The organism is Celeribacter baekdonensis (assembly GCF_900102315.1).
Taxonomy (GTDB): domain Bacteria; phylum Pseudomonadota; class Alphaproteobacteria; order Rhodobacterales; family Rhodobacteraceae; genus Celeribacter; species Celeribacter baekdonensis.
The window spans coordinates 88,758-106,570 of sequence record NZ_FNBL01000006.1 but is presented as its reverse complement, the minus strand read 5'-3'; the positions used below and the strand labels follow the sequence as shown (position 1 = coordinate 106,570).

The 17,813-nt window shown below is 59.1% G+C and carries 14 protein-coding genes; 5 read left to right on the top strand and 9 right to left on the bottom strand.

What is annotated here, in order from left to right:
• Positions 1-17: 17 nt before the first annotated feature.
• The 4 genes from BLT54_RS11715 to BLT54_RS11700 all read right to left on the bottom strand — a co-directional run bounded on the left by BLT54_RS11715 (position 18) and on the right by BLT54_RS11700 (position 8,296).
• Entirely contained in the window at positions 18-902 is an 885-nt protein-coding gene (locus BLT54_RS11715; RefSeq protein WP_074645177.1) for a transglutaminase family protein, read from the bottom strand.
• 3 nt (positions 903-905) lie between these two features.
• Positions 906-3,329 carry a circularly permuted type 2 ATP-grasp protein gene (locus BLT54_RS11710; RefSeq protein ID WP_074645176.1) on the bottom strand — a complete coding sequence of 808 codons (2,424 nt, stop codon included), beginning with the start codon at positions 3,327-3,329 and terminating at the stop codon, positions 906-908.
• Between the two features lie 86 nt (positions 3,330-3,415).
• A complete protein-coding gene (locus tag BLT54_RS11705; protein WP_074645174.1) occupies positions 3,416-6,859 on the bottom strand; it encodes a transglutaminase family protein in 3,444 nt (1,147 codons plus the stop codon).
• A 147-nt stretch (positions 6,860-7,006) separates the two neighbouring features.
• On the bottom strand, positions 7,007-8,296 hold the full coding sequence (locus tag BLT54_RS11700) for an Nramp family divalent metal transporter (protein WP_074645172.1): 1,290 nt from the start codon (positions 8,294-8,296) through the stop codon (positions 7,007-7,009).
• 187 nt (positions 8,297-8,483) lie between these two features.
• On the opposite strand from BLT54_RS11700, the gene mntR reads away from it, so the two are divergent.
• Positions 8,484-8,942: a manganese-binding transcriptional regulator MntR gene (mntR, locus tag BLT54_RS11695; RefSeq protein WP_074645170.1), complete on the top strand. Its 459-nt coding sequence runs from the start codon at positions 8,484-8,486 to the stop codon at positions 8,940-8,942.
• A gap of 76 nt (positions 8,943-9,018) precedes the next feature.
• Here mntR and BLT54_RS11690 read toward each other — a convergent pair whose 3' ends face one another.
• The 5 genes from BLT54_RS11690 to BLT54_RS11670 form a co-directional block, all read right to left on the bottom strand.
• A complete protein-coding gene (locus tag BLT54_RS11690; RefSeq protein WP_009570045.1) occupies positions 9,019-9,936 on the bottom strand; it encodes a LysR family transcriptional regulator in 918 nt (305 codons plus the stop codon).
• Positions 9,937-9,966: 30 nt separating this feature from the next.
• On the bottom strand, positions 9,967-11,064 hold the full coding sequence (locus BLT54_RS11685; protein WP_083351794.1) for a saccharopine dehydrogenase family protein: 1,098 nt from the start codon (positions 11,062-11,064) through the stop codon (positions 9,967-9,969).
• Positions 11,061-11,819: an amino acid ABC transporter ATP-binding protein gene (locus BLT54_RS11680; RefSeq protein ID WP_009570047.1), complete on the bottom strand. Its 759-nt coding sequence runs from the start codon at positions 11,817-11,819 to the stop codon at positions 11,061-11,063. Before BLT54_RS11680 ends, BLT54_RS11685 begins: the two co-directional genes overlap by 4 nt.
• Before the next feature lie 20 nt (positions 11,820-11,839).
• The gene (locus tag BLT54_RS11675; protein WP_009570048.1) at positions 11,840-12,502 is read right to left on the bottom strand and encodes an amino acid ABC transporter permease; all 663 of its coding nucleotides are present in this window, start codon (positions 12,500-12,502) and stop codon (positions 11,840-11,842) included.
• Positions 12,503-12,571: 69 nt separating this feature from the next.
• Complete coding sequence (locus BLT54_RS11670) at positions 12,572-13,405, bottom strand: transporter substrate-binding domain-containing protein (RefSeq protein WP_074645167.1); 834 nt, start codon at positions 13,403-13,405, stop codon at positions 12,572-12,574.
• Positions 13,406-13,681: 276 nt separating this feature from the next.
• On the opposite strand from BLT54_RS11670, the gene BLT54_RS11665 reads away from it, so the two are divergent.
• From BLT54_RS11665 to BLT54_RS11650, 4 genes are read left to right on the top strand one after another with little or no spacing between them, the layout of a single operon-like run.
• Positions 13,682-14,842 (top strand): NAD(P)/FAD-dependent oxidoreductase, encoded by a 1,161-nt coding sequence (locus BLT54_RS11665; protein ID WP_176832874.1) that lies wholly within the window; start codon positions 13,682-13,684, stop codon positions 14,840-14,842.
• Positions 14,839-15,114, top strand: a complete 276-nt coding sequence (locus BLT54_RS11660; protein WP_074645165.1) for a 2Fe-2S iron-sulfur cluster-binding protein — start codon at positions 14,839-14,841, stop codon at positions 15,112-15,114. The genes BLT54_RS11665 and BLT54_RS11660 overlap by 4 nt, the downstream gene beginning before the upstream one ends.
• Positions 15,107-16,414: an FAD-dependent oxidoreductase gene (locus BLT54_RS11655; RefSeq protein ID WP_074645164.1), complete on the top strand. Its 1,308-nt coding sequence runs from the start codon at positions 15,107-15,109 to the stop codon at positions 16,412-16,414. The genes BLT54_RS11660 and BLT54_RS11655 overlap by 8 nt, the downstream gene beginning before the upstream one ends.
• Positions 16,411-17,808 carry an aldehyde dehydrogenase family protein gene (locus BLT54_RS11650; protein ID WP_245708002.1) on the top strand — a complete coding sequence of 466 codons (1,398 nt, stop codon included), beginning with the start codon at positions 16,411-16,413 and terminating at the stop codon, positions 17,806-17,808. The genes BLT54_RS11655 and BLT54_RS11650 overlap by 4 nt, the downstream gene beginning before the upstream one ends.
• Positions 17,809-17,813 lie beyond the last annotated feature (5 nt).

The window sequence follows — 17,813 nt, the reverse complement described above, 5'->3', positions numbered from 1 at the left end:
GGGGAAGGCGGAACGCTTTAGGCACCCTCAAGCGGGATCACATCCACCGCCTGACGGCTTTCTTGCCCGCCTGAGGTCCGCATCACGCCGCGCACAGGCGCGACATCGCCATAATCGCGCCCGTAGCCCACGGTGATGTAATCCGTTCCGGCAAATTGGTCATTGGTCGGGTCAAATTCGATCCAGCCGGTCTCCTGACCGACCCAGGCCCGCACCCACGCATGCATCGCATCCGCCCCCTCAAGGCGCGGTTGTCCGGGGGGCGCGAAGGTGCGCAAAAACCCCGAGACATAGCCCGCCGGAATGCCGATCCCGCGCAGGGCGGCGATCATCACATGGGCGAAATCCTGACAGACGCCATGACGGTTTTCAAAGGCCTCTTCGGGCGGCGTGTTCACGTCGGTCGCTTCGGGATCAAACGTCATATCGCGGTGAAGCGCCCGGCCCAGCGCCTCGACACCCTGCATCGCAGTCATGTCCGGGTCGACAAGATCGCGGGCATAGGCCGTCATCGCGGGCGACGGCGACACCAGCGGCGAGGCCGAGGCAAAGTGATGCGGGGCATCCGGGCCAAGCCCGTGCACCGCACTCAGATCCCGTGCGAACTCCGCCAGACGCGGCGAAAAATCAAGGGGCACGATGGTGTCAAACCGCTCCACTTTGGCGGTGAGATTGAGAGACATGGCGTCAATCGGATGGTGCCACGCCACCATGCTCATTGCGTTGCCAAAAAAATCAACGCCATCGCGGCGTTCATCGGGCCGGGGCGTGACCTGAAGCAGACGTTGCCGGACCTGTTGCACGCCCGCAATATCGGAGGGCAAAAGCCGCACCAAATTGCGCGCCCGATCCGAGGTGGCGGCATAATTATATTCGATGGTCAGGCTCACGTCATACAGCATCGCTTACCTCAAATAGGTCGCGGAAATCAGATCGGAAATCCGCGCCAGTTCTGCCCGAATGGTCATAAGCCGCTCCGGCGTCATCTCGACCGGCATGGCACAGGCAATCCCGGTCTCAAGCGGCAGGATCGTGCGCAACAAGTCGGACGGGCGGCCATGCAGATGGGCGTTGGGCAAAGCCTCGGCATGCTGGCGCAGGGCACGGATCAAAAACAACAGCGCGCGCGGGTTGTCGGCGTCCAAAGCCAAAAGATCCACCACGGTGTCGCGGCTGGTTTCGACCCGATAGCGGCGCTGATGGGTGATGATCGAATCCCCCACTTCAACCGCCAAATCGAGCGCGCCTTCGGGCGCATCCTCGCCCGTGAACCGCGCCAAAAGCGAGGCCATCGCATCCGAGCGTTCCAAAGCCCGCCCAATGCTCAAAAACCGCCAACCGGCAAATCGGTACATATTTTCATGCACAAGCCCGGTGATCCCGGCAATTTTGCGGACCAAAACCGACATCGCCCGCGCGCAATCATCGCCGGGCTGGGCCGTTTTCGTCATCCGCGTGGCGGTTTTCAACAAATCGCTCAGCGCCGAAATGCCATCAGTCGAAAACCGATCCCGCACGTTAAAGGCACAATTGCGCGCCGTACTGATGCGTGAAATCAACGCCTCGGGCACGGTTTGGGACAGATCAAACCCGTATCCTGCCATATAGCTGCGCAGCGCTTTCAAACGCGGATCATTGCGATTGTCGGTGGCGGCGAGGCGCAAATGATAGGCCCGGATCAAACGCGCCGCATCTTCGGTGCGCTCCACATAACGCCCCAGCCAAAACAGGTTGTCGGCGGCACGCGCCGGGAGAATACCGGGAGCGGCACGGCGAAAATTACCATCGGACGGGACGGCGGATTTTGTGTGCGGCAGGGGGCGATCAGAGACCACCCAGACGTCCGCCACCGACCCACCACGTTGCATCGCAAGGGCGGTGACATCTTCGCTTCGGCCAATGCGGGCATAGCCGCCTTTCATGAAGTGCCAGCCTTCTGGGGTCCGTGCGGCAAAGACCCGCACGGTCATCGGACGCGGCACAACCCGGCCACTGCCTTCGCCATCCGCCTGCCATGCGGGCGTGGTCGAAAGCGTCACAGCCTCTTGACCCACAAGCCGGTCGCCTTCGCGCTCAAGCCAATCGGAGATCGACCCCATGGCAGTGCCACGGAATTCACCGCCCAGCGCCGTTGTCGCCCCAAGATCAAACGGTAGATCCACCGCATCCGCCGGGCTGATCAGCATGTTTTGTGCGTTCTTTTGGACATAGGCCCGCTCCCGCGTCCCGCCACACCACCATGTTGCGATGTTGGGCAGGGCCAAAGCTTGCCCGGTGAGCACCTTTGACATGCGCGGCAAAAACGCCATCATCGCCCGCATCTCAAGCACACCCGAGCCAAGCGCGTTGGCCATGCCAAGGTGCCCGGCCCGAACGGCTTCCATAAGACCCGGCGTGCCGATATGCGAGGTTGGATTGAACTCAATCGGATCGGCAAAGGCCGCATCAATCCGACGCCACAACATGCCAAGCGGTTGCAAGCCCTCAATCGTGCGCACCATGGCTTGGGCGTTTTCGACCACGATGTCTTCGCCCTCAAGCAACATCATCCCAAGATAGCGCGCGATATAGGTGTGTTCGTAATAGGTGTCGTTGGAGGGGCCGGGTGTCAGAATGCCACTGACCCGATGCGGTTCCCATTGTGGCGAGGCCAAACGTTCCATCGCGTTGCGAAACGTGCCGAAAAAGCCGGACAGTTTGTGGATATGCGCGCGCGGAAACCGTTCGGGGAAAATCCGCCCCGTCGCCATCCGGTTTTCAAGCGCAAATCCCGCACCAGAGGGGGCCTGTGTCCGGTCACCCAGAACAAACCATGTGCCATCCGGCGAACGCCCGATTTCGAAAGCGATGAAATGCAGGTAATGCCCGCCACGCGGTTCCACCCCCACCATCGGGCGCAGCCAGTGCGGCGAGCGCGCAATCAAGGCCGCCGGAAGGTGATTGTCCGCCACCAAACGGCCCGGACCATAGAGATCGGCCATGACCCGTTCCAAAAGATCGGCGCGTTGCGTCAGCCCGGCACAGATCGTGGCCCATTCATCTTCGTGCAAGATCACCGGGATGTGGCTGAGCGGCCAATCGCGTTCGGCCAAGGGATCGTTGGAATATTGGCGGTAAAACACGCCCGCATCGCGCAGATATTGATCGCCACGCTCAAAACGTGCTTCAATCTCGGCAGGGGTCAGGCGGGCAAAGCGATCGACAAAGCGCCGCCACACCGGGCGCATCTGGCCTTTGGCATCAAACAACTCATCGGCCACGCCCGGCCGTTGCAGATACGCAGAAAAGAAATCCGACGGAACATCCGTGGGCTGGGTTGGGGTCTGCATGATGTCGCTCGGATGTCCTAAACGGTGCCTTTGCCTGATTTCGGCGTTTCATCGAGTAGACTACCGTGAAACGCCCTAAACAAGGCTTAAAGCAGACCGATGGGCCGCCTGAGGTCAAGCGTCAAGGGAAATTCGGGATGCGGGACCTCGGTGACGGGGGTGTATGTGCCCGGCGCATGGCCGTAAGGTTCAAACCGCGCCAGACGCCGCGCTTCGGCCTCGTTGCCATTGACCGGGAACGTGTCATAGCTGCGCCCGCCCGGATGGGCGACGTGATAGGTACATCCGCCAAGGGCCCGACCCGTCCAGTCATCATAGATGTCAAAGGTCAGCGGCGCGTTGACCGGCAAGACCGGATGCAGGGCCTCTGGCGGCTGCCAGGCTTTGAACCGAACGCCGCCGACAGAGGTGCCGGACGTCGCGGTGCGCGCCATCGGGACGGGGCGTTGGTTGCACATGATGCGGTAGCGATCCTGGTGCAGCGTGGTCATTTTGACCTGAAGCCGCTCGACCGAACTGTCGGTGTAGCGCACGGTGCCCCCAATCGCTCCCGTTTCGCCCAACACATGCCATGGCTCAAGCGCCTGACGGATTTCAAGATGGACGCCCTCGGCCTCGATCTGACCACAAAACGGAAAGCGGAACTCGGCCTGCGCGACATACCATTCCGGGTCCAACTCGAATCCGTGCAATTTGAGATCATTCAGAAGCGACAAAAGATCTTCCCACAGGAAATGCGGCAACATGAACCGATCATGCAGCACCGTGCCCCAACGCACGGGCTTGCCCTCAACAGGCGCGTTCCAACAACGCGCAATGATGGCGCGTAACAACACCTGTTGCGCAAGGCTCATGCGCGGATGCGGTGGCATCTCAAAGCCACGGAATTCGACCAAACCAAGCCGCCCGGTGGGACCATCGGGGGAGAACAATTTGTCGATACAAATCTCGGCGCGGTGGGTGTTGCCCGTCACATCGGTCAACATATTGCGCAACAGACGGTCGACCAACCACGCGGGTGGCACCGGCCCTTCGGTGGGAGGCGTGATCTGCGACAGGGCGATTTCAAGTTCATAGAGCGTATCGTGCCGCGCCTCATCAATACGCGGCGCTTGCGACGTTGGGCCGATGAACAACCCAGAGAACAGATAAGACAGCGCCGGATGACGTTGCCAGATCAGGATCAGCGATTTGAGCAAATCCGGACGACGCAGGAAGGGCGAATCCGCAGGCGTGGCCCCGCCCACAACAACGTGGTTGCCGCCGCCCGTGCCGGTGTGACGCCCGTCGATCATGAATTTATCCGCGCCCAGACGCGACAACCGCGCCTCGTCATAGATCGCCTCAGTCGTGGCAACACAGTCGTCCCAGTTGTGCGCCGGGTGAATGTTGACCTCAATCACGCCGGGATCGGGGGCGACACGGATCACATTCAAACGCGGGTCTTCGGGCGGGGAATAACCTTCGACATGGATCGGCAGGCCAAGCTCTTCGGCGGTGTCTTCGGCAGCGGCCAAAAGTTCAAGGTAATCTTCGAGCGCCTCACAGGGCGGCATGAACAGGCACAACCGCCCGTCGCGTGGCTCAATCGCAATCGCGGTGCGCACTTCGCTGGTGGATGGGTCGATGCCCTGTGCGATAAGCGCCTGACGTTCGGCCTCTGACGCTTTGGCTTGGCTCACGGGCTGGCTGTGACCCTCGGATTCCTCAGGCAAAAGATCGGCTTTTTCCTTGGCCTCCTGTGCCGCACGCGCCTCTTCTTCGGCGGCCAATCGGGTGATTTCATCCTCCACCCGCTTGCGCCGTTCGGACAGCTTTTCGTGAAAATCCGGCAAAGGCCCGTGATCCATCATCGGGTCAGAGGGATAGGAATAGGGGAAACTCGCAGGAGGAATATGCGGCAACGCCCCCAAAGGCAGGCGAAAGCCCACGGGGCTGTCGCCCGGCACCAAAAACAAATGCCCGCGCCGGGTTTGCCACAGTTCCGAAATCCAATTCGACCCGGCTTTCGATTGCCAGCGCTGGATCGGCAGGACATAGCCCGAGGGTTCGGTCAACCCGCGCTCAAACACCCGCGCATAGCGGGCGCGATCTTCGGGGTTTTTCAGCTTGCTGTTTTCCGGGTTCACATTGGGCGGCAACAGGGATTCTTTCAAAATCCATTCCGCCGGGTCCTCATAGGCAGGTTGGGCGTTGACCGGATCGACGCCGAGGTTTTCGGCGAATTTCTTCATAAATGCCCCGGCCTCTGGCGCCCCTGCGGGCGTCGGCACGTCCTCTTTCGCAATCAAGTCCGGGTTTTTCCAAACCGGTTTGCCATCGCGCCGCCAATAAAGCGAAAAGGTCCAACGCGGCAGGCTTTCGCCCGGATACCATTTGCCTTGGCCGTAATGCAGAAAGCCCCCCGGTGCGAACCGCATTTGCAACCGCCGGATCAGCTCGTCGGCGAGGGCACGTTTTTGCGGGCCCACGGCTTCGGTGTTCCATTCCGCGCTTTCAAAATCATCAATCGACACAAAGGTCGGCTCGCCGCCCATGGTCAGGCGCACGTCACCCTCGTCCAAGGCTTGATCCACCTTATGGCCCAACACGTTGAGCCGATCCCATGCCTCATCCGAGAAAGGCTTGGTGATACGCGGATGTTCGGAGACGCGTTTGACCTCCATTTGGAAATCAAAACTGACCTCAGGCGCGCCGACTGAGGTATAGCCGCCCGAAATCGGCGCGGCGTTGCGATAATGCGGGGTGGCGGCCAGCGGGATATGGCTTTCGCCGGTCAAAAGCCCGGAGGTCGGATCGAGCCCAATCCAGCCCGCGCCGGGGATAAACACCTCACACCAGGCATGAAGATCGGTGAAATCATGATCCGTGCCAGAAGGACCATCGAGCGCCTCGACATCGGGTTTGAGCTGAATGAGATAGCCCGACACAAAGCGCGCGGCCAAGCCCAGATGGCGCAGCACCTGCACCAACAACCAACTGGAATCGCGGCATGAGCCGGAGCGTTTTTCAAGCGTCTCTTCGGGCGTCTGAACCCCCGCTTCCATCCGAATGGTGTAATTCACAAAATTGGCGATCTTGGCGTTCAGCCCAACCAGAAAATCCACCGTCCGCATCTTTTTGAGATCGAGCGTGCCGATGAATTGCGCCAAAAGCGGGCCTTCGGGTTCGGGGGTGCGGTAGATCACAAGATCGTCCCTGAGGTCCGCCGGATACTCAAACGGCCACTCTTCGGCCTCTTCTTCGATGAAGAAATCGAACGGGTTATAGACGGTCATATCAGCGACAAGATCGACCTCGATTTTGAATTCCCGCACGGGTTCGGGAAAGACAAAGCGGGTCTGCCAGTTGCCATAGGGATCTTGTTGGCGATTGACGAAATGATTGGCGGGCGAAACTTTGAGCGAATGCGAAATCACCCGCGTGCGTGAATGCGGCGCGGGACGCAGACGGATGATTTGCGGGCCAAGTTCGACATTGCGATCATATTTATAATGGGTGACGTGATGGATGGATGCGTAAATCGCCATGATATGTTCGCCCTTTGCCCGAATGCCCGATCCCTATCAGACTATAAGTGCTTCGCCGCAGCTTCACGGGCAAAACGCCTTGGATCGGGATTTGGCGGGGAAAAATCGGGCAAACGATCAATTTTTTGGCAAACACTGCCCGCGGCGCTATCCCGCAAGAAACGGCATGCTGAGGCCAAAAAACTCTGCCAACAGCACGAAGTTCAACCCCAGCACCGCAACGGCCCCCACTCCGGCCAAGATGCGCAGACCCGGATGGATCACAAATTCTCCCATGATCTCACGGCGCGACACGAAAATGATCAGCGCGATCATTGGCACGGGCAAGGCGATGGAGAGCACGACTTGCGACATCACCAAAGCGTCGGTGGCATTCACGCCTGCGGCGACGACGGCAAAGGCCGGGACCATGGTCACCAAACGGCGAATCCAAATCGGCACACGAAAATGCAAAAAACCCTGCATGATCATCTGACCCGCCATGGTGCCGACGACCGAACTTGAAATGCCAGAGGCAATCAAAGAGGCCAAGAACATACCCGCCGCAGCCGCGCCCAAAAGCGGCGTGAGCGTATGATAGGCGGTTTCAATTTCGGCCACATCCGAATGACCCAAGTGAAAGGCGGAAGCCGCCATCATCACCATCGCCATATTGACCATGCCCGCCACCGCAAGCGCGACCACCACTTCGGTGTTGGAAAATTTCAAAACCCTGCGCCGCTCGGCGGCGTTGCGCACATTGGCACGCGATTGCGTCAGACCCGAATGCAGGTAAATCGCGTGAGGCATCACAGTGGCCCCGATGATGCCGACCGCAATGGTCAGCGCCGCCGCATCGGGCAATTCCGGCGTGATCATCCCCATGGCCGCACCGCTCCAATCAATTGGCGCGATGATGATTTCGGCCAAATAACACAGGCCAATGACGGCTACGAGCGCCCCAATGATCAATTCCATCGGGCGAAAGCCTCTGCCCTCAAAGATCAGGATCGCATAGGTGACGATGGCAGTGATGATCATTCCGACCATCAACGGCAGGTCAAACAACAGCGCAAGCCCGATGGCACCGCCCAAAAACTCGGCCAAATCGGTCGCCATGGCGGCGACTTCGCTGATCGCCCACATGATCCAAACCACCGGGCGAGGGAAATTGTCCCGTGACAGTTCCGCCAGGTTTTTGCCAGTCACGATGCCCAGCCGCGCTGAGAGCGCCTGAAACAGCATCGCGATCAGATTGGCCAAAAGCACAACCCATAACAGCGTATAGCCATAGCCCGCACCGGCTTGGATGTTCGTGGCGTAATTGCCGGGGTCCATATAGGCCACCGAGGCGATAATGGCGGGCCCGGCGAACAGCAGGCGCGCGCGCCAACCGCCACGGTCCCCGGCGAGAACAGAGGCAATGCCTTGTTTTGTGCGATCTGTGAGAGAGGGCATGAACGCGCCTTACAAATAAATGTCACGCCGATTTATAGCCTTCGCTATACTTATTGCAACAGTAAAGCTGACCTGAATGGCGATGCCCTCTGCAACAGGCCCGCGCGCCTTTGGCACTCCATCTAAACGCTGGTGAAAAAGTCATCCCTAGGCTATACAGAATTCCCAACAGAACAGGAGAGGCGCTATGGCCCCATCGCTTTCGCCCAATCTTCCACCAGAACAGCAGAGTGCCTCGCAGGCCGATCGGTTCACCCGCGCCCGCGAAGTTCAGGCCGTGGCCCTGCTGGAAGACTATGTCGAGATGATCGGCGATCTGATCGCTGAGCATGGCGAAGCCCGCGTGGCCGATATTGCCGAGCGCATGGGCGTGGCGCAACCCACGGCCACCAAAGCCATCGCCCGGCTGAAACGCGAAGGCTTGGCGACGTCTCGCCCCTATCGCGGCGTTTTCTTAACCGACGACGGCGCGGCCCTGGCGGATCGGGTGCGGGCGCGACATCGCAGCGTTGTGGCCTTGCTCATCGCCGTGGGCGTGCCTGAAACCACCGCCGAACTTGACGCCGAAGGGATCGAACACCACGTTTCCGAGGGCACTTTGGCGGCGTTTGAGGCGTATCTCGCACAGCAAAATAGGAATAAATAACGCCCAGTGAGGTGGGGGTATGAGGGATGTCCATGGCGGCTGCGCGTTGGGTTAAAGCGGCAGGCCTTTTCCTGTGTCAGACCCGAAACCCCATCACGTTGCGGCAAATTTCTCGTGTAAAGACAAGCACCGGGTCCTCGGACAAGAAAACCGGCGTGGCAAAATAGACCTTTACGGTCTGCATCTCGTCGAGAATGATCCATTTGACCTTCTCTCCCGCCGCTTCGGCAACCCATTCGGGCACAATGGCATACCCGATCCCGGCCCTGACAAGCTCCATGACGGAGGTCGAACCCGAGACGGTGGTCATGTTTTGTGGCGCTTTGCCCAGTTTCTTGGTGAGGAAATCAATCCCCCGCGAGCGCAGGGTTTGGCCCGGCTCGTAGGTGATAAAATTCTCCTGTTGCAAAGAGGCGAGGTCATTGCTTGAGGCGTAGTCGCGCGCCCAATGTTGCGGATAGACCAAGGCGAGACGGTATTGCCCCAAAAGAACCTGCGAAATACTGGCATCGCCAAAGAAACGTTCACAAACGCAGGCGTCCAATTCGCCGTTGACCATCATCGACGACAGAACCGTGTCGCGCTCAAAAAAATTCAGCTCCATATCGGGATGGGTTTCTTTCACCTGCCTGACAATTTCGGGAAAGAACGCATGAAACAGCGCCTGCGGGACACCAAACCGCATCACCGAATGGACATTTCGCAGCAAAAGCGACAGCCGCGCGAAAATCGTGTCAAGTTCCGCCCCCAATGAAGCATGAAGAGCGCGCCCCGGAGCCGTCAAAACAATCTCGCGCGAGCCTTTTTCGGCCTTCACCAATTGCGTGCCATAAAGCTGCTCAAGCCGTCGGACATGATTGGCGGCGGATTGGTAGGAAATATTGAGTTCACGCGCCGCGCCGGAAAAAGACCCGATTTTTGCAACCAAATGAAAGGTCTGCAAAAGCGAAATGTCGATTTTTTGAGTCTGCGCAATACGCGGTTTCTCGGACATGGTTTGCTCCCCGGTGAGAGCCTTGCGACCCTAGGCGTTGGTGAAGAGTGCCTTTGAAAAGGCAGAGTTCGAAAGGATTTCAAGTGAAAGATCGCCATGGTGCAACAGACCCTTGCGCGGCGCAAGACCACGCATGAGGATGTCCGCCACCGAACAGACATGATGCGCCGAAATATGCGCAAGGGCGGACGTCGGCGTCTGCCGCGACAGTGTTGGCGGTGAGAACAGCCGCGTTTGTGTCCGTTCCTGCGCACCAACGCAGCAGGTCAGATGCACAATCACCCGATCATCCTCGATCCGTTCAAGCCCGGTCAAAAGCAGGTTGCGCAAAAGGTAAAGCCGCTTTGACAGGCCCAGATCATCGAGCAGAAACGAGATGTAATCGAGGTGCCCATGATAGCGCAGCGTCTTAAACGTCAACCCCTTCAAACGGCCCTCATAGTGCGAGACCAAAGCATCCAATGCGCCCGAAGTGGTAAAGGCTTCAAAGGTCTCGCCGGAAATGGTCACGGTTTCGAGATTGTCGAGTGGCGGCAAGCCGACCACCTTACCGTCCGCCAACGCAGCGCAGGGCTGGGTATATTCCGCAATCAACGCCTCAATGTCCCACATATTGCCATAGCCGAGACGATTGGTTTTTTGGGCCGGCAAAACACCAACATAGGCGGTGATCTCTGCCTCGGGACCGCTGCGAGCCACAAGGTCGTCCACCATGAGTGAAATCAGCCCCGGCGCAAGACCACAGCCCGGCGCGAAGGGCGTTTGCGCCCCTGCGGCGATCTCAAACACCTCGCGCAATGCTTTTGGGTCTTCGCACAGATCCAAATACACGCAACCCGCCGCGCGCGCAGCTTTTGCGGTGCTGGGCACAACGGAGGGCGGCGCAGCGCATATGACCGCCGCCGCCCCCTTGAGAGCCCGCCCCATCCCGTCTAAATCCGTGCCGCTGACCTGTGCGGCATTCAGGCCCTCCGCCTGCAAAAGACGCACGCGGTCATAGTCGATATCCAGCACAAGAGGCGAAAAGGCCCGATCCGCGCCAAACACCCGCGCGATGGCGGTGCCGGAGCGCCCACCGCCGACGATGACGATTTTGCAAGTTTCAGCGGGCGGCATGGGGCGGGTCATGCGTGAAATCGCTGAAGAAACTGTTGAAGCCGTTCGGATTGTGGGCTGTGCATCACCTCCTGCGGCGGGCCTTGTTCGGCAATCACACCATTGTCGATAAAAATCACCCGGTCCGCGACATCCGCGGCAAAGGCCATTTCATGCGTGACCAACACCATGGTCATCCCGCCCTCGGCCAAATCCCGCACCACTTGCAAAACCTCAGACACCAGTTCGGGATCAAGCGCGCTGGTCACCTCGTCAAACAACATCACATCCGGGCGCATCGCCAGAGATCGCGCAATCGCCACCCGCTGTTTTTGCCCGCCGGAGAGTTTGCTGGGATAATAGTTTTCCTTATCGGCAAGACCGACCTTGGCCAAAAGCGCGCGCGCATGAGCTTCGGCCTCAACTTGGCTCTCTTTTAAAACTACCCTTGGACCCTTGGTGACATTGTCCAAAACGGTCAAATGGGGAAACAGGTTAAAGTGTTGAAAACACATCCCAACCTTGCGCCTCAATGTGCCCGCTCCAAGCGTTCCCGCCTTGTCCTTAAACTCTGGCAACACATGGCTGCCGCGAAATTTAAACGATCCCGAGGTAGGCACTTCCATCATGTTGAGACAACGGATGAAGGTGGATTTGCCTGATCCAGACGGGCCGATGATGGCAATCACCTCACCCGGCGTGATGTCCAGATCAATGCCTTTGAGTACCTCAAGCTCGCCATAGCTTTTTGTCAACGCGCGCACAGAAAGAATAGAAGGCGTGGTCATAACAGGGTCCTTTTTGCGGTTCAGTCGCTGCGCCGCATACGGCGTTCGAAATAATCGGCGAATTGGGTGAGCGGGAAAAGCATGGCGAAATACATGATCGCGGCAATCGAATAGCTTTCGAGCGGGCGGTAGGTTTCGCTGTTTACGATGTAAGTCATATAGGTCAGTTCCGCGATGGAAATGGCGTATAGGAGCGATGTGTTTTTGACCTGAATAACCGACTGGTTGATGAACGCAGGTAGCATCTTTTTGACGGCTTGCGGCATGATGATGTGGCGCATCGCTTGGCCGCCAGACATGCCAACCGCCATGGCCGCTTCGCGCTGACCTTTGTCGATTGCATTGATGCCACCCCGAAAGATTTCACCGTAAAACGACCCGACATAGAGTGAGAGCGTCGCCAGCCCTGCGATCCAGTTCGGTATGCTGATCCCCAGCAACATCGGCAAAGCATAATAGGCCCACATGATTTGTACGAGCAAAGGGGTGCAGCGAAACACCTCTTGGTACGTGCGTGCCGCACCGCGCAACAGCCGCCATTTAGACAGCCGGGCAAAGGCGGTCACAAGTCCGATGACGATGCCAAAGCCAATCGAGCCGATGGTGTAAAGGAAAGTGGTGAGCAGCCCGTGCCAGAAGAGATCAAAGGACTGAAAGACCGTGTAGAAGTCCCAGTTATACATGGAGGTCCTCGAATATAGGTAAGGTCGACGCGCCAAAAAGCGCGCCGAGAGTGAGTGGTGAAGACAGGCTTATCCGCCGATGTCGAACCCTTCAGGCAAATCGTCCAGGGTCACATCAAAGGGGGCAAGGCTTTCGACGATCCATGTTTGGTTGTTGCCAACACGGCGATTGTAATCGGCCCAGGCGGAAATAAAGGCTTTCCACGTTTCATCTGTGTCGTAATTCAAACCGATCACAGAGGGTGATGACAGGGTGGGTTCGGGGACATAAACGGTGCCAAGCGCCGGGTTCTTTTTGGACATGACAACAGAGTTCAACACGGTGTTGATCATCGCGTCCGCTTTGCCCGTGGTGACCGCAATCACCGCCTCATCACGAGATTTGAACCGAAGAACATTTGCGTTCGGAAGATACTGACGCGCGATATTGTCCTGCGCAGAACCAAGATCAACCGCGATCGTATAGGCCGGATCGTTCAACTCCGCCCACCCCTTGTCGGCAAGCGCCTCATTCGGGGAGATGATCACGAAGCTGTTGTAATAGGTCGGGTCAGAGAATGAAATCGCCATCGCGCGTTTCGGCAAAGCGGTGAGCGCCAAGGCGAGGTCCACTTTGCCCGATTGCACATCAAGGATCGAGTTGCTCCAGCTGCTTTCAACAACTTCCAACTCCACACCAAGCGTTTCGGCAATATCACGCGCCATAGACACGGCAAAGCCGCGCCATTCGCCGGTGCGCGGGTCTTTCGCAAAATACGGGTCTTCGCTGAGAATCCCCGCCATGCGTAACGTACCTCGCTCGCGGATCTCATCAATCTTACTGTCTTGTGCCTGCGCCGAGCCAATCGACACAGCCGTGGCAAGTGCTGCAAGCGTGCCACCAATAAAAGCCTTGAGCTTCATTCTGATCTCCTTGTTGGACAAGGCAGCTTTTGCGCTGCCACTTCGTTTTGAGAAAACGGCGTTCCCGTGCTTCCTTGCTACAAAGCACCCGTTATCGGGGCGTCAGGCAATACAAGATCATCCTGCAAATATACAAAATAATTTACATGTCACAGATCTTTATCGGGCGCACACAGAATTGTTCCAACTTTTTTTGTATCTTAACCGCATATATTTGCATCGAAATCAGACCCGGAATTGCCCAACCTTGGATCAAACCAAATTGGAGCAACCTTGGTGCAGCCGACAGACTCATATGACCTCGTGATTGCCGGAGCCGGCATTATCGGCGCCTCCGTGGCATGGCACGCGACCCAACGGGGTCTCCGCGTCGCCGTCATCGACGCCAAGGGCCCGGCGGCCGCGGCCTCAGGCGCGTCGGATGGGGCCGTCTCGGTCGCGTCCAAACGCCCAGGCCTCATGGCCAACCTTGCCGACGCCTCGCTTTGCTATGCGCGAGAGATGGCACAACACAACGGCATTTTAAAAGGCATTTTTCACCCTCGGCCAACGTTTATCTTTGCCCGTTCCGCCCCCGAAAGCGCAGCACTTGATCGTCTGACGCGCATGCTGCACGACCAGTCCCTCTCCGTCTCCATCCACCAAGATGGGGCCGCGCAAACCTCGGCCATTTCTGGCCTTGGCAAAGACATCACGCGGGTGATCGAACTGCAAGGTGAGGCGCATATGCTCGGCTATCAAGCCACCCATGCCTATCTGAGCGCCGCCAAATGCGATCTCTTTTGGCCGCGCAGCCTGGAAGCCTATGAGCCGGGTCCCGAGGGTGTGCGGGTTTTCACCTCGGCGGGTGAGATGAATTGCGCACAGCTCGTGATCGCCTCCGGCATTGGCACCATGGGACTCCTCCCAAACGTGCCGATGATCGCGCGCTCCGGTCAGTTGATTGTCTCTGACAGAGGCCCCGCATCTGAACCCAACCTGCCCGGCCCGCTGACCTCTGCCGCGTATCTCCTTGATAAAACGGCAAACGGGCGCGGTGACGCCGGTCTCCCCGTCGTCATCGACCCCCTGCGCACAGGGCAGGTGTTGATCGGCTCAACCCGCGAAGATCATGGGACGGAGCGGCAAACAGACATCGCCATCGTGCGCCGCCTGCTGCACAGCGCTGTCGGCTGTCTGCCACGGCTGGCTGAGCGCCGGATCATTCGGGTCTTTGCGGGCGTGCGCAGCGCGTCTCTCGATGGTTTGCCGATTGTCGGTGCTCTGCCGGAAGAGCCGAATGTGATCTGCGCCACCGGATTTGAAGGCGATGGGATTTGCCTGTCCGCCCTGATCGGTCGCGAGATCGCCGCACACCTCGCAACCGGGCAATCCAGCCCCGATCTTGCCGCCCTCACCCCCGGACGTTTTTCATCACAAGAGGCGATCCCAGCATGAGCGTCCAAACCATCCTTTGGAATGGCACTCCAATTGCCTTTCTCCCCGGCGATACAATCGCTTCGGCACTGTCGCGGGCCGGGATCACTGAGTTTGGCCTGCGCCAAACCGCGCTGCCCGCCGCGATTTTTTGCGGCATTGGTCAGTGCCAAAATTGTCTGGTGTCAATCGAAGGCATCGGTGTGGCCGAAGCCTGTCTGACCCTCTGCGATGCGGAGCAATCCGTGCGCAGCCTGTCCGATCACCGCCTGACGGAGAGCGCCCATGATTGACACCCGCCCCCTTATTGTCGGCGCTGGCCCCGCCGGGTTGCGGGCCGCCATCACATTGTCCGACGCGGGGCTTCACCCCGTTTTGGTCGACCATGCACCGGGCATCGGCGGGGCCGTTTATGCCAATTTGCGCGCCCAACCAAATCTGACGCCGAAACTGACCCGAGAAGCCCGCATCTTGCGTCAGGATTTCGACCGCGTTCGTCCGCGTGTTGATCTACGCCTGTCGACCGCCTTCGCCGCCTTCGATCAGACGGGCACAGCCCTACTGACGGGGCAGGCTGGCATGATGTTCAAACCCCGCGCCGTCATTTTCGCCACCGGCGCGCGCGAACGCATTCAGCCCCGTCCCGGTTGGACCCTGGCCGGGGTGAGCAGTGCCGGGGCGCTGCAAATCGCGCTTAAAACCACAGGCACATTGCCTTTGGGGCGTCTTCTTTTGGCCGGCACCGGCCCACTGCTGTATGCTATCGCAGCTCAAATGGTGGCGGCAGATCGCCCGCCTGTCGCGGTGATCGAAACCGGGAACCCGCTGCGCCACCCTCTGATGGCTCTGCGTTTGCCCGCCCGCGTTTTGACCGAAGCCACGCGCTATATCGGGCAACTTCTGCTTGCAGGCGTTCCGATTCTTTCGGGGACGGATTTGACCCGGATTGAGACGCGCAACGGGGCGTTGATCGCTCACACCAGCCGTCAGGGTCGCTGGGCCGAAATCAGTGTGGACCACATTGGTTTGCATGACGGGTTGGCACGCAATGACTTTGGCATCAGTGCCGAAATGACGGGGCAAACGCCCGTATTTCAGGCCGGAGATTGCCGATCCGTTCTGGGGCGTTGGGCCGCCGAAGAAGATGGCAAACGTGCCGCTGAACAGGTCCTACACGCCTTGAACGCGACGCCAGGTCGGGCGGCGATTGCGCCTGATCAGAGATTTATCAAAACGCAAACCCTGCTCGCCAAACTCTTTGCCCGTGCGCCCGCGCTTGCAGCTCCCGAATTGCCAGACGACACCGTCATCTGCCGCTGCGAAAACCGCAGTCTGGGTGATCTGAAACAGGCGCTTCAGACAGCCTCAGAGCAAACCCAAACAACGGCCCGCACCCTGCGCCTCACCGAACGGTTTGGCATGGGGCCCTGTCAAGGCCGTCAATGCCTCGATTGGGTCGCAGCCCTCACTCCCGACACCACCAGCTTTGCCGATCTTCGCGGCAATCGCTGGCCCATCAAACCCGTCCGCGTGCGCGACATCCTTGATGCGCCCGATTTCACCGCGGACCCCTCTCACCAGGACCTCAAATGATGAACGTACAATCTCCCTCCATCGCGGCCCTTCAAGAGTTTGAAGTGCGCAATCCCTATGACAACAGCCTCGTCGGCAAGGTGCATGAAACCAGCGCCGAAGAGATCCAGACAATCGTCGCCAACGCCACGAAAGCCGCCGACGCCTTTCGGTTTTCCACCCCGCATGAACGCCGCGCCCTGTTGAACAGGATCGCCGATCTGATGGGACAAGATGCGGAAAACCTGGCGCAGACGGTGTCGCAGGAAATGGGCAAAACCATCACCGAAGCGCGCAATGAGATCCGCCGTGCCCAAAACACGCTGCGCCTGTCGGGCGATGCGGCGACGTTTCTGGATGGCGACGTCTTGCACACCGGGATCGTGGCAGGCGGCCCTGATCGTCAGGCCGTGATCACCTATGAGCCGGTCGGCGTCGTCGCCGCGATCACACCGTTCAATTACCCGGTGAACCTGTTGTGTCACAAACTCGGCCCGGCGATCGCGGCAGGCAATGCAGTGATCGCCAAACCCTCACCCAAAGCCCCGCTTGCGGCACAGATACTGATGGACCTGTGCGACGAGGCGGGCGCACCGAAAGACCTGATTCAGATCGTCCATGGTGGCGCAGAGGCCGCGACCGCCTTGGCCAAGGCCCCGATTGACCTGTTGAGTTTCACGGGTGGCCCCGGCGCGGGCCTTGCGCTCAAAAACGCCTCTGGCCTTGTCCGGTGTTTGATGGAATTGGGCGGCAACGATCCGCTGTTTGTCCTGCCCGATGGCGATCTTGAGGCGGCGGCGAAAACCGCTGTGGCGCAACGCTATGAAATCGCTGGGCAAAGCTGTGCTGCGGTCAAAAAGCTCTATGTGCATGAGGCGATTGAAGCCGAATTCACCGACCGTCTTTTGGCGCTGGTGGCCAATGTCGGCATGGGCGACCCCTCTGATCCCGCCACCATCATGGGGCCGGTGATTGACGCCGCCTCTGCGATTGAAATCGAAGCTCGGATTGAGGCGGCCGTGGCCGGAGGCGCGCATGTGTTGACCGGAGGCCGACGTCAGCACACCCATTTTGATCCGGTGGTGATGAATGGCGTTGATCCGCGCTCCAAACTGATGAGCGAAGAGACCTTTGGTCCGGTGATTTCCATCCGCAGCTTCACCGATTTCTCGGGCGCGATCCGCGAAGTGAACGCGGCGGGATTTGGGCTTCAGGCCGGGGTTTATACCAATGATCATAAGGCGATCAAACTGGCCTCGCGTCAGCTCAAAGTCGGTGGCGTCATGATCAACGAAGGTCCCGATTTCCGGGTCGAACATGTGCCGTTTGGCGGGGTGCGCAAATCCGGCCTTGGCCGCGAAGGGGTCCGCATCGCGCTGCGCGAAATGAGCGAAACCAAGGTTGTGATAGATTGAGGATG

Coding starts and splice junctions, on each gene's coding strand:
- BLT54_RS11715 (WP_074645177.1), bottom strand. CDS start 902: ATGCTGTATGACGTGAGCCTGACCATCGAATATAATTATGCCGCCACC.
- BLT54_RS11710 (WP_074645176.1), bottom strand. CDS start 3,329: ATGCAGACCCCAACCCAGCCCACGGATGTTCCGTCGGATTTCTTTTCT.
- BLT54_RS11705 (WP_074645174.1), bottom strand. CDS start 6,859: ATGGCGATTTACGCATCCATCCATCACGTCACCCATTATAAATATGAT.
- BLT54_RS11700 (WP_074645172.1), bottom strand. CDS start 8,296: ATGCCCTCTCTCACAGATCGCACAAAACAAGGCATTGCCTCTGTTCTC.
- mntR (WP_074645170.1), top strand. CDS start 8,484: ATGGCCCCATCGCTTTCGCCCAATCTTCCACCAGAACAGCAGAGTGCC.
- BLT54_RS11690 (WP_009570045.1), bottom strand. CDS start 9,936: ATGTCCGAGAAACCGCGTATTGCGCAGACTCAAAAAATCGACATTTCG.
- BLT54_RS11685 (WP_083351794.1), bottom strand. CDS start 11,064: ATGACCCGCCCCATGCCGCCCGCTGAAACTTGCAAAATCGTCATCGTC.
- BLT54_RS11680 (WP_009570047.1), bottom strand. CDS start 11,819: ATGACCACGCCTTCTATTCTTTCTGTGCGCGCGTTGACAAAAAGCTAT.
- BLT54_RS11675 (WP_009570048.1), bottom strand. CDS start 12,502: ATGTATAACTGGGACTTCTACACGGTCTTTCAGTCCTTTGATCTCTTC.
- BLT54_RS11670 (WP_074645167.1), bottom strand. CDS start 13,405: ATGAAGCTCAAGGCTTTTATTGGTGGCACGCTTGCAGCACTTGCCACG.
- BLT54_RS11660 (WP_074645165.1), top strand. CDS start 14,839: ATGAGCGTCCAAACCATCCTTTGGAATGGCACTCCAATTGCCTTTCTC.
- BLT54_RS11655 (WP_074645164.1), top strand. CDS start 15,107: ATGATTGACACCCGCCCCCTTATTGTCGGCGCTGGCCCCGCCGGGTTG.
- BLT54_RS11650 (WP_245708002.1), top strand. CDS start 16,411: ATGATGAACGTACAATCTCCCTCCATCGCGGCCCTTCAAGAGTTTGAA.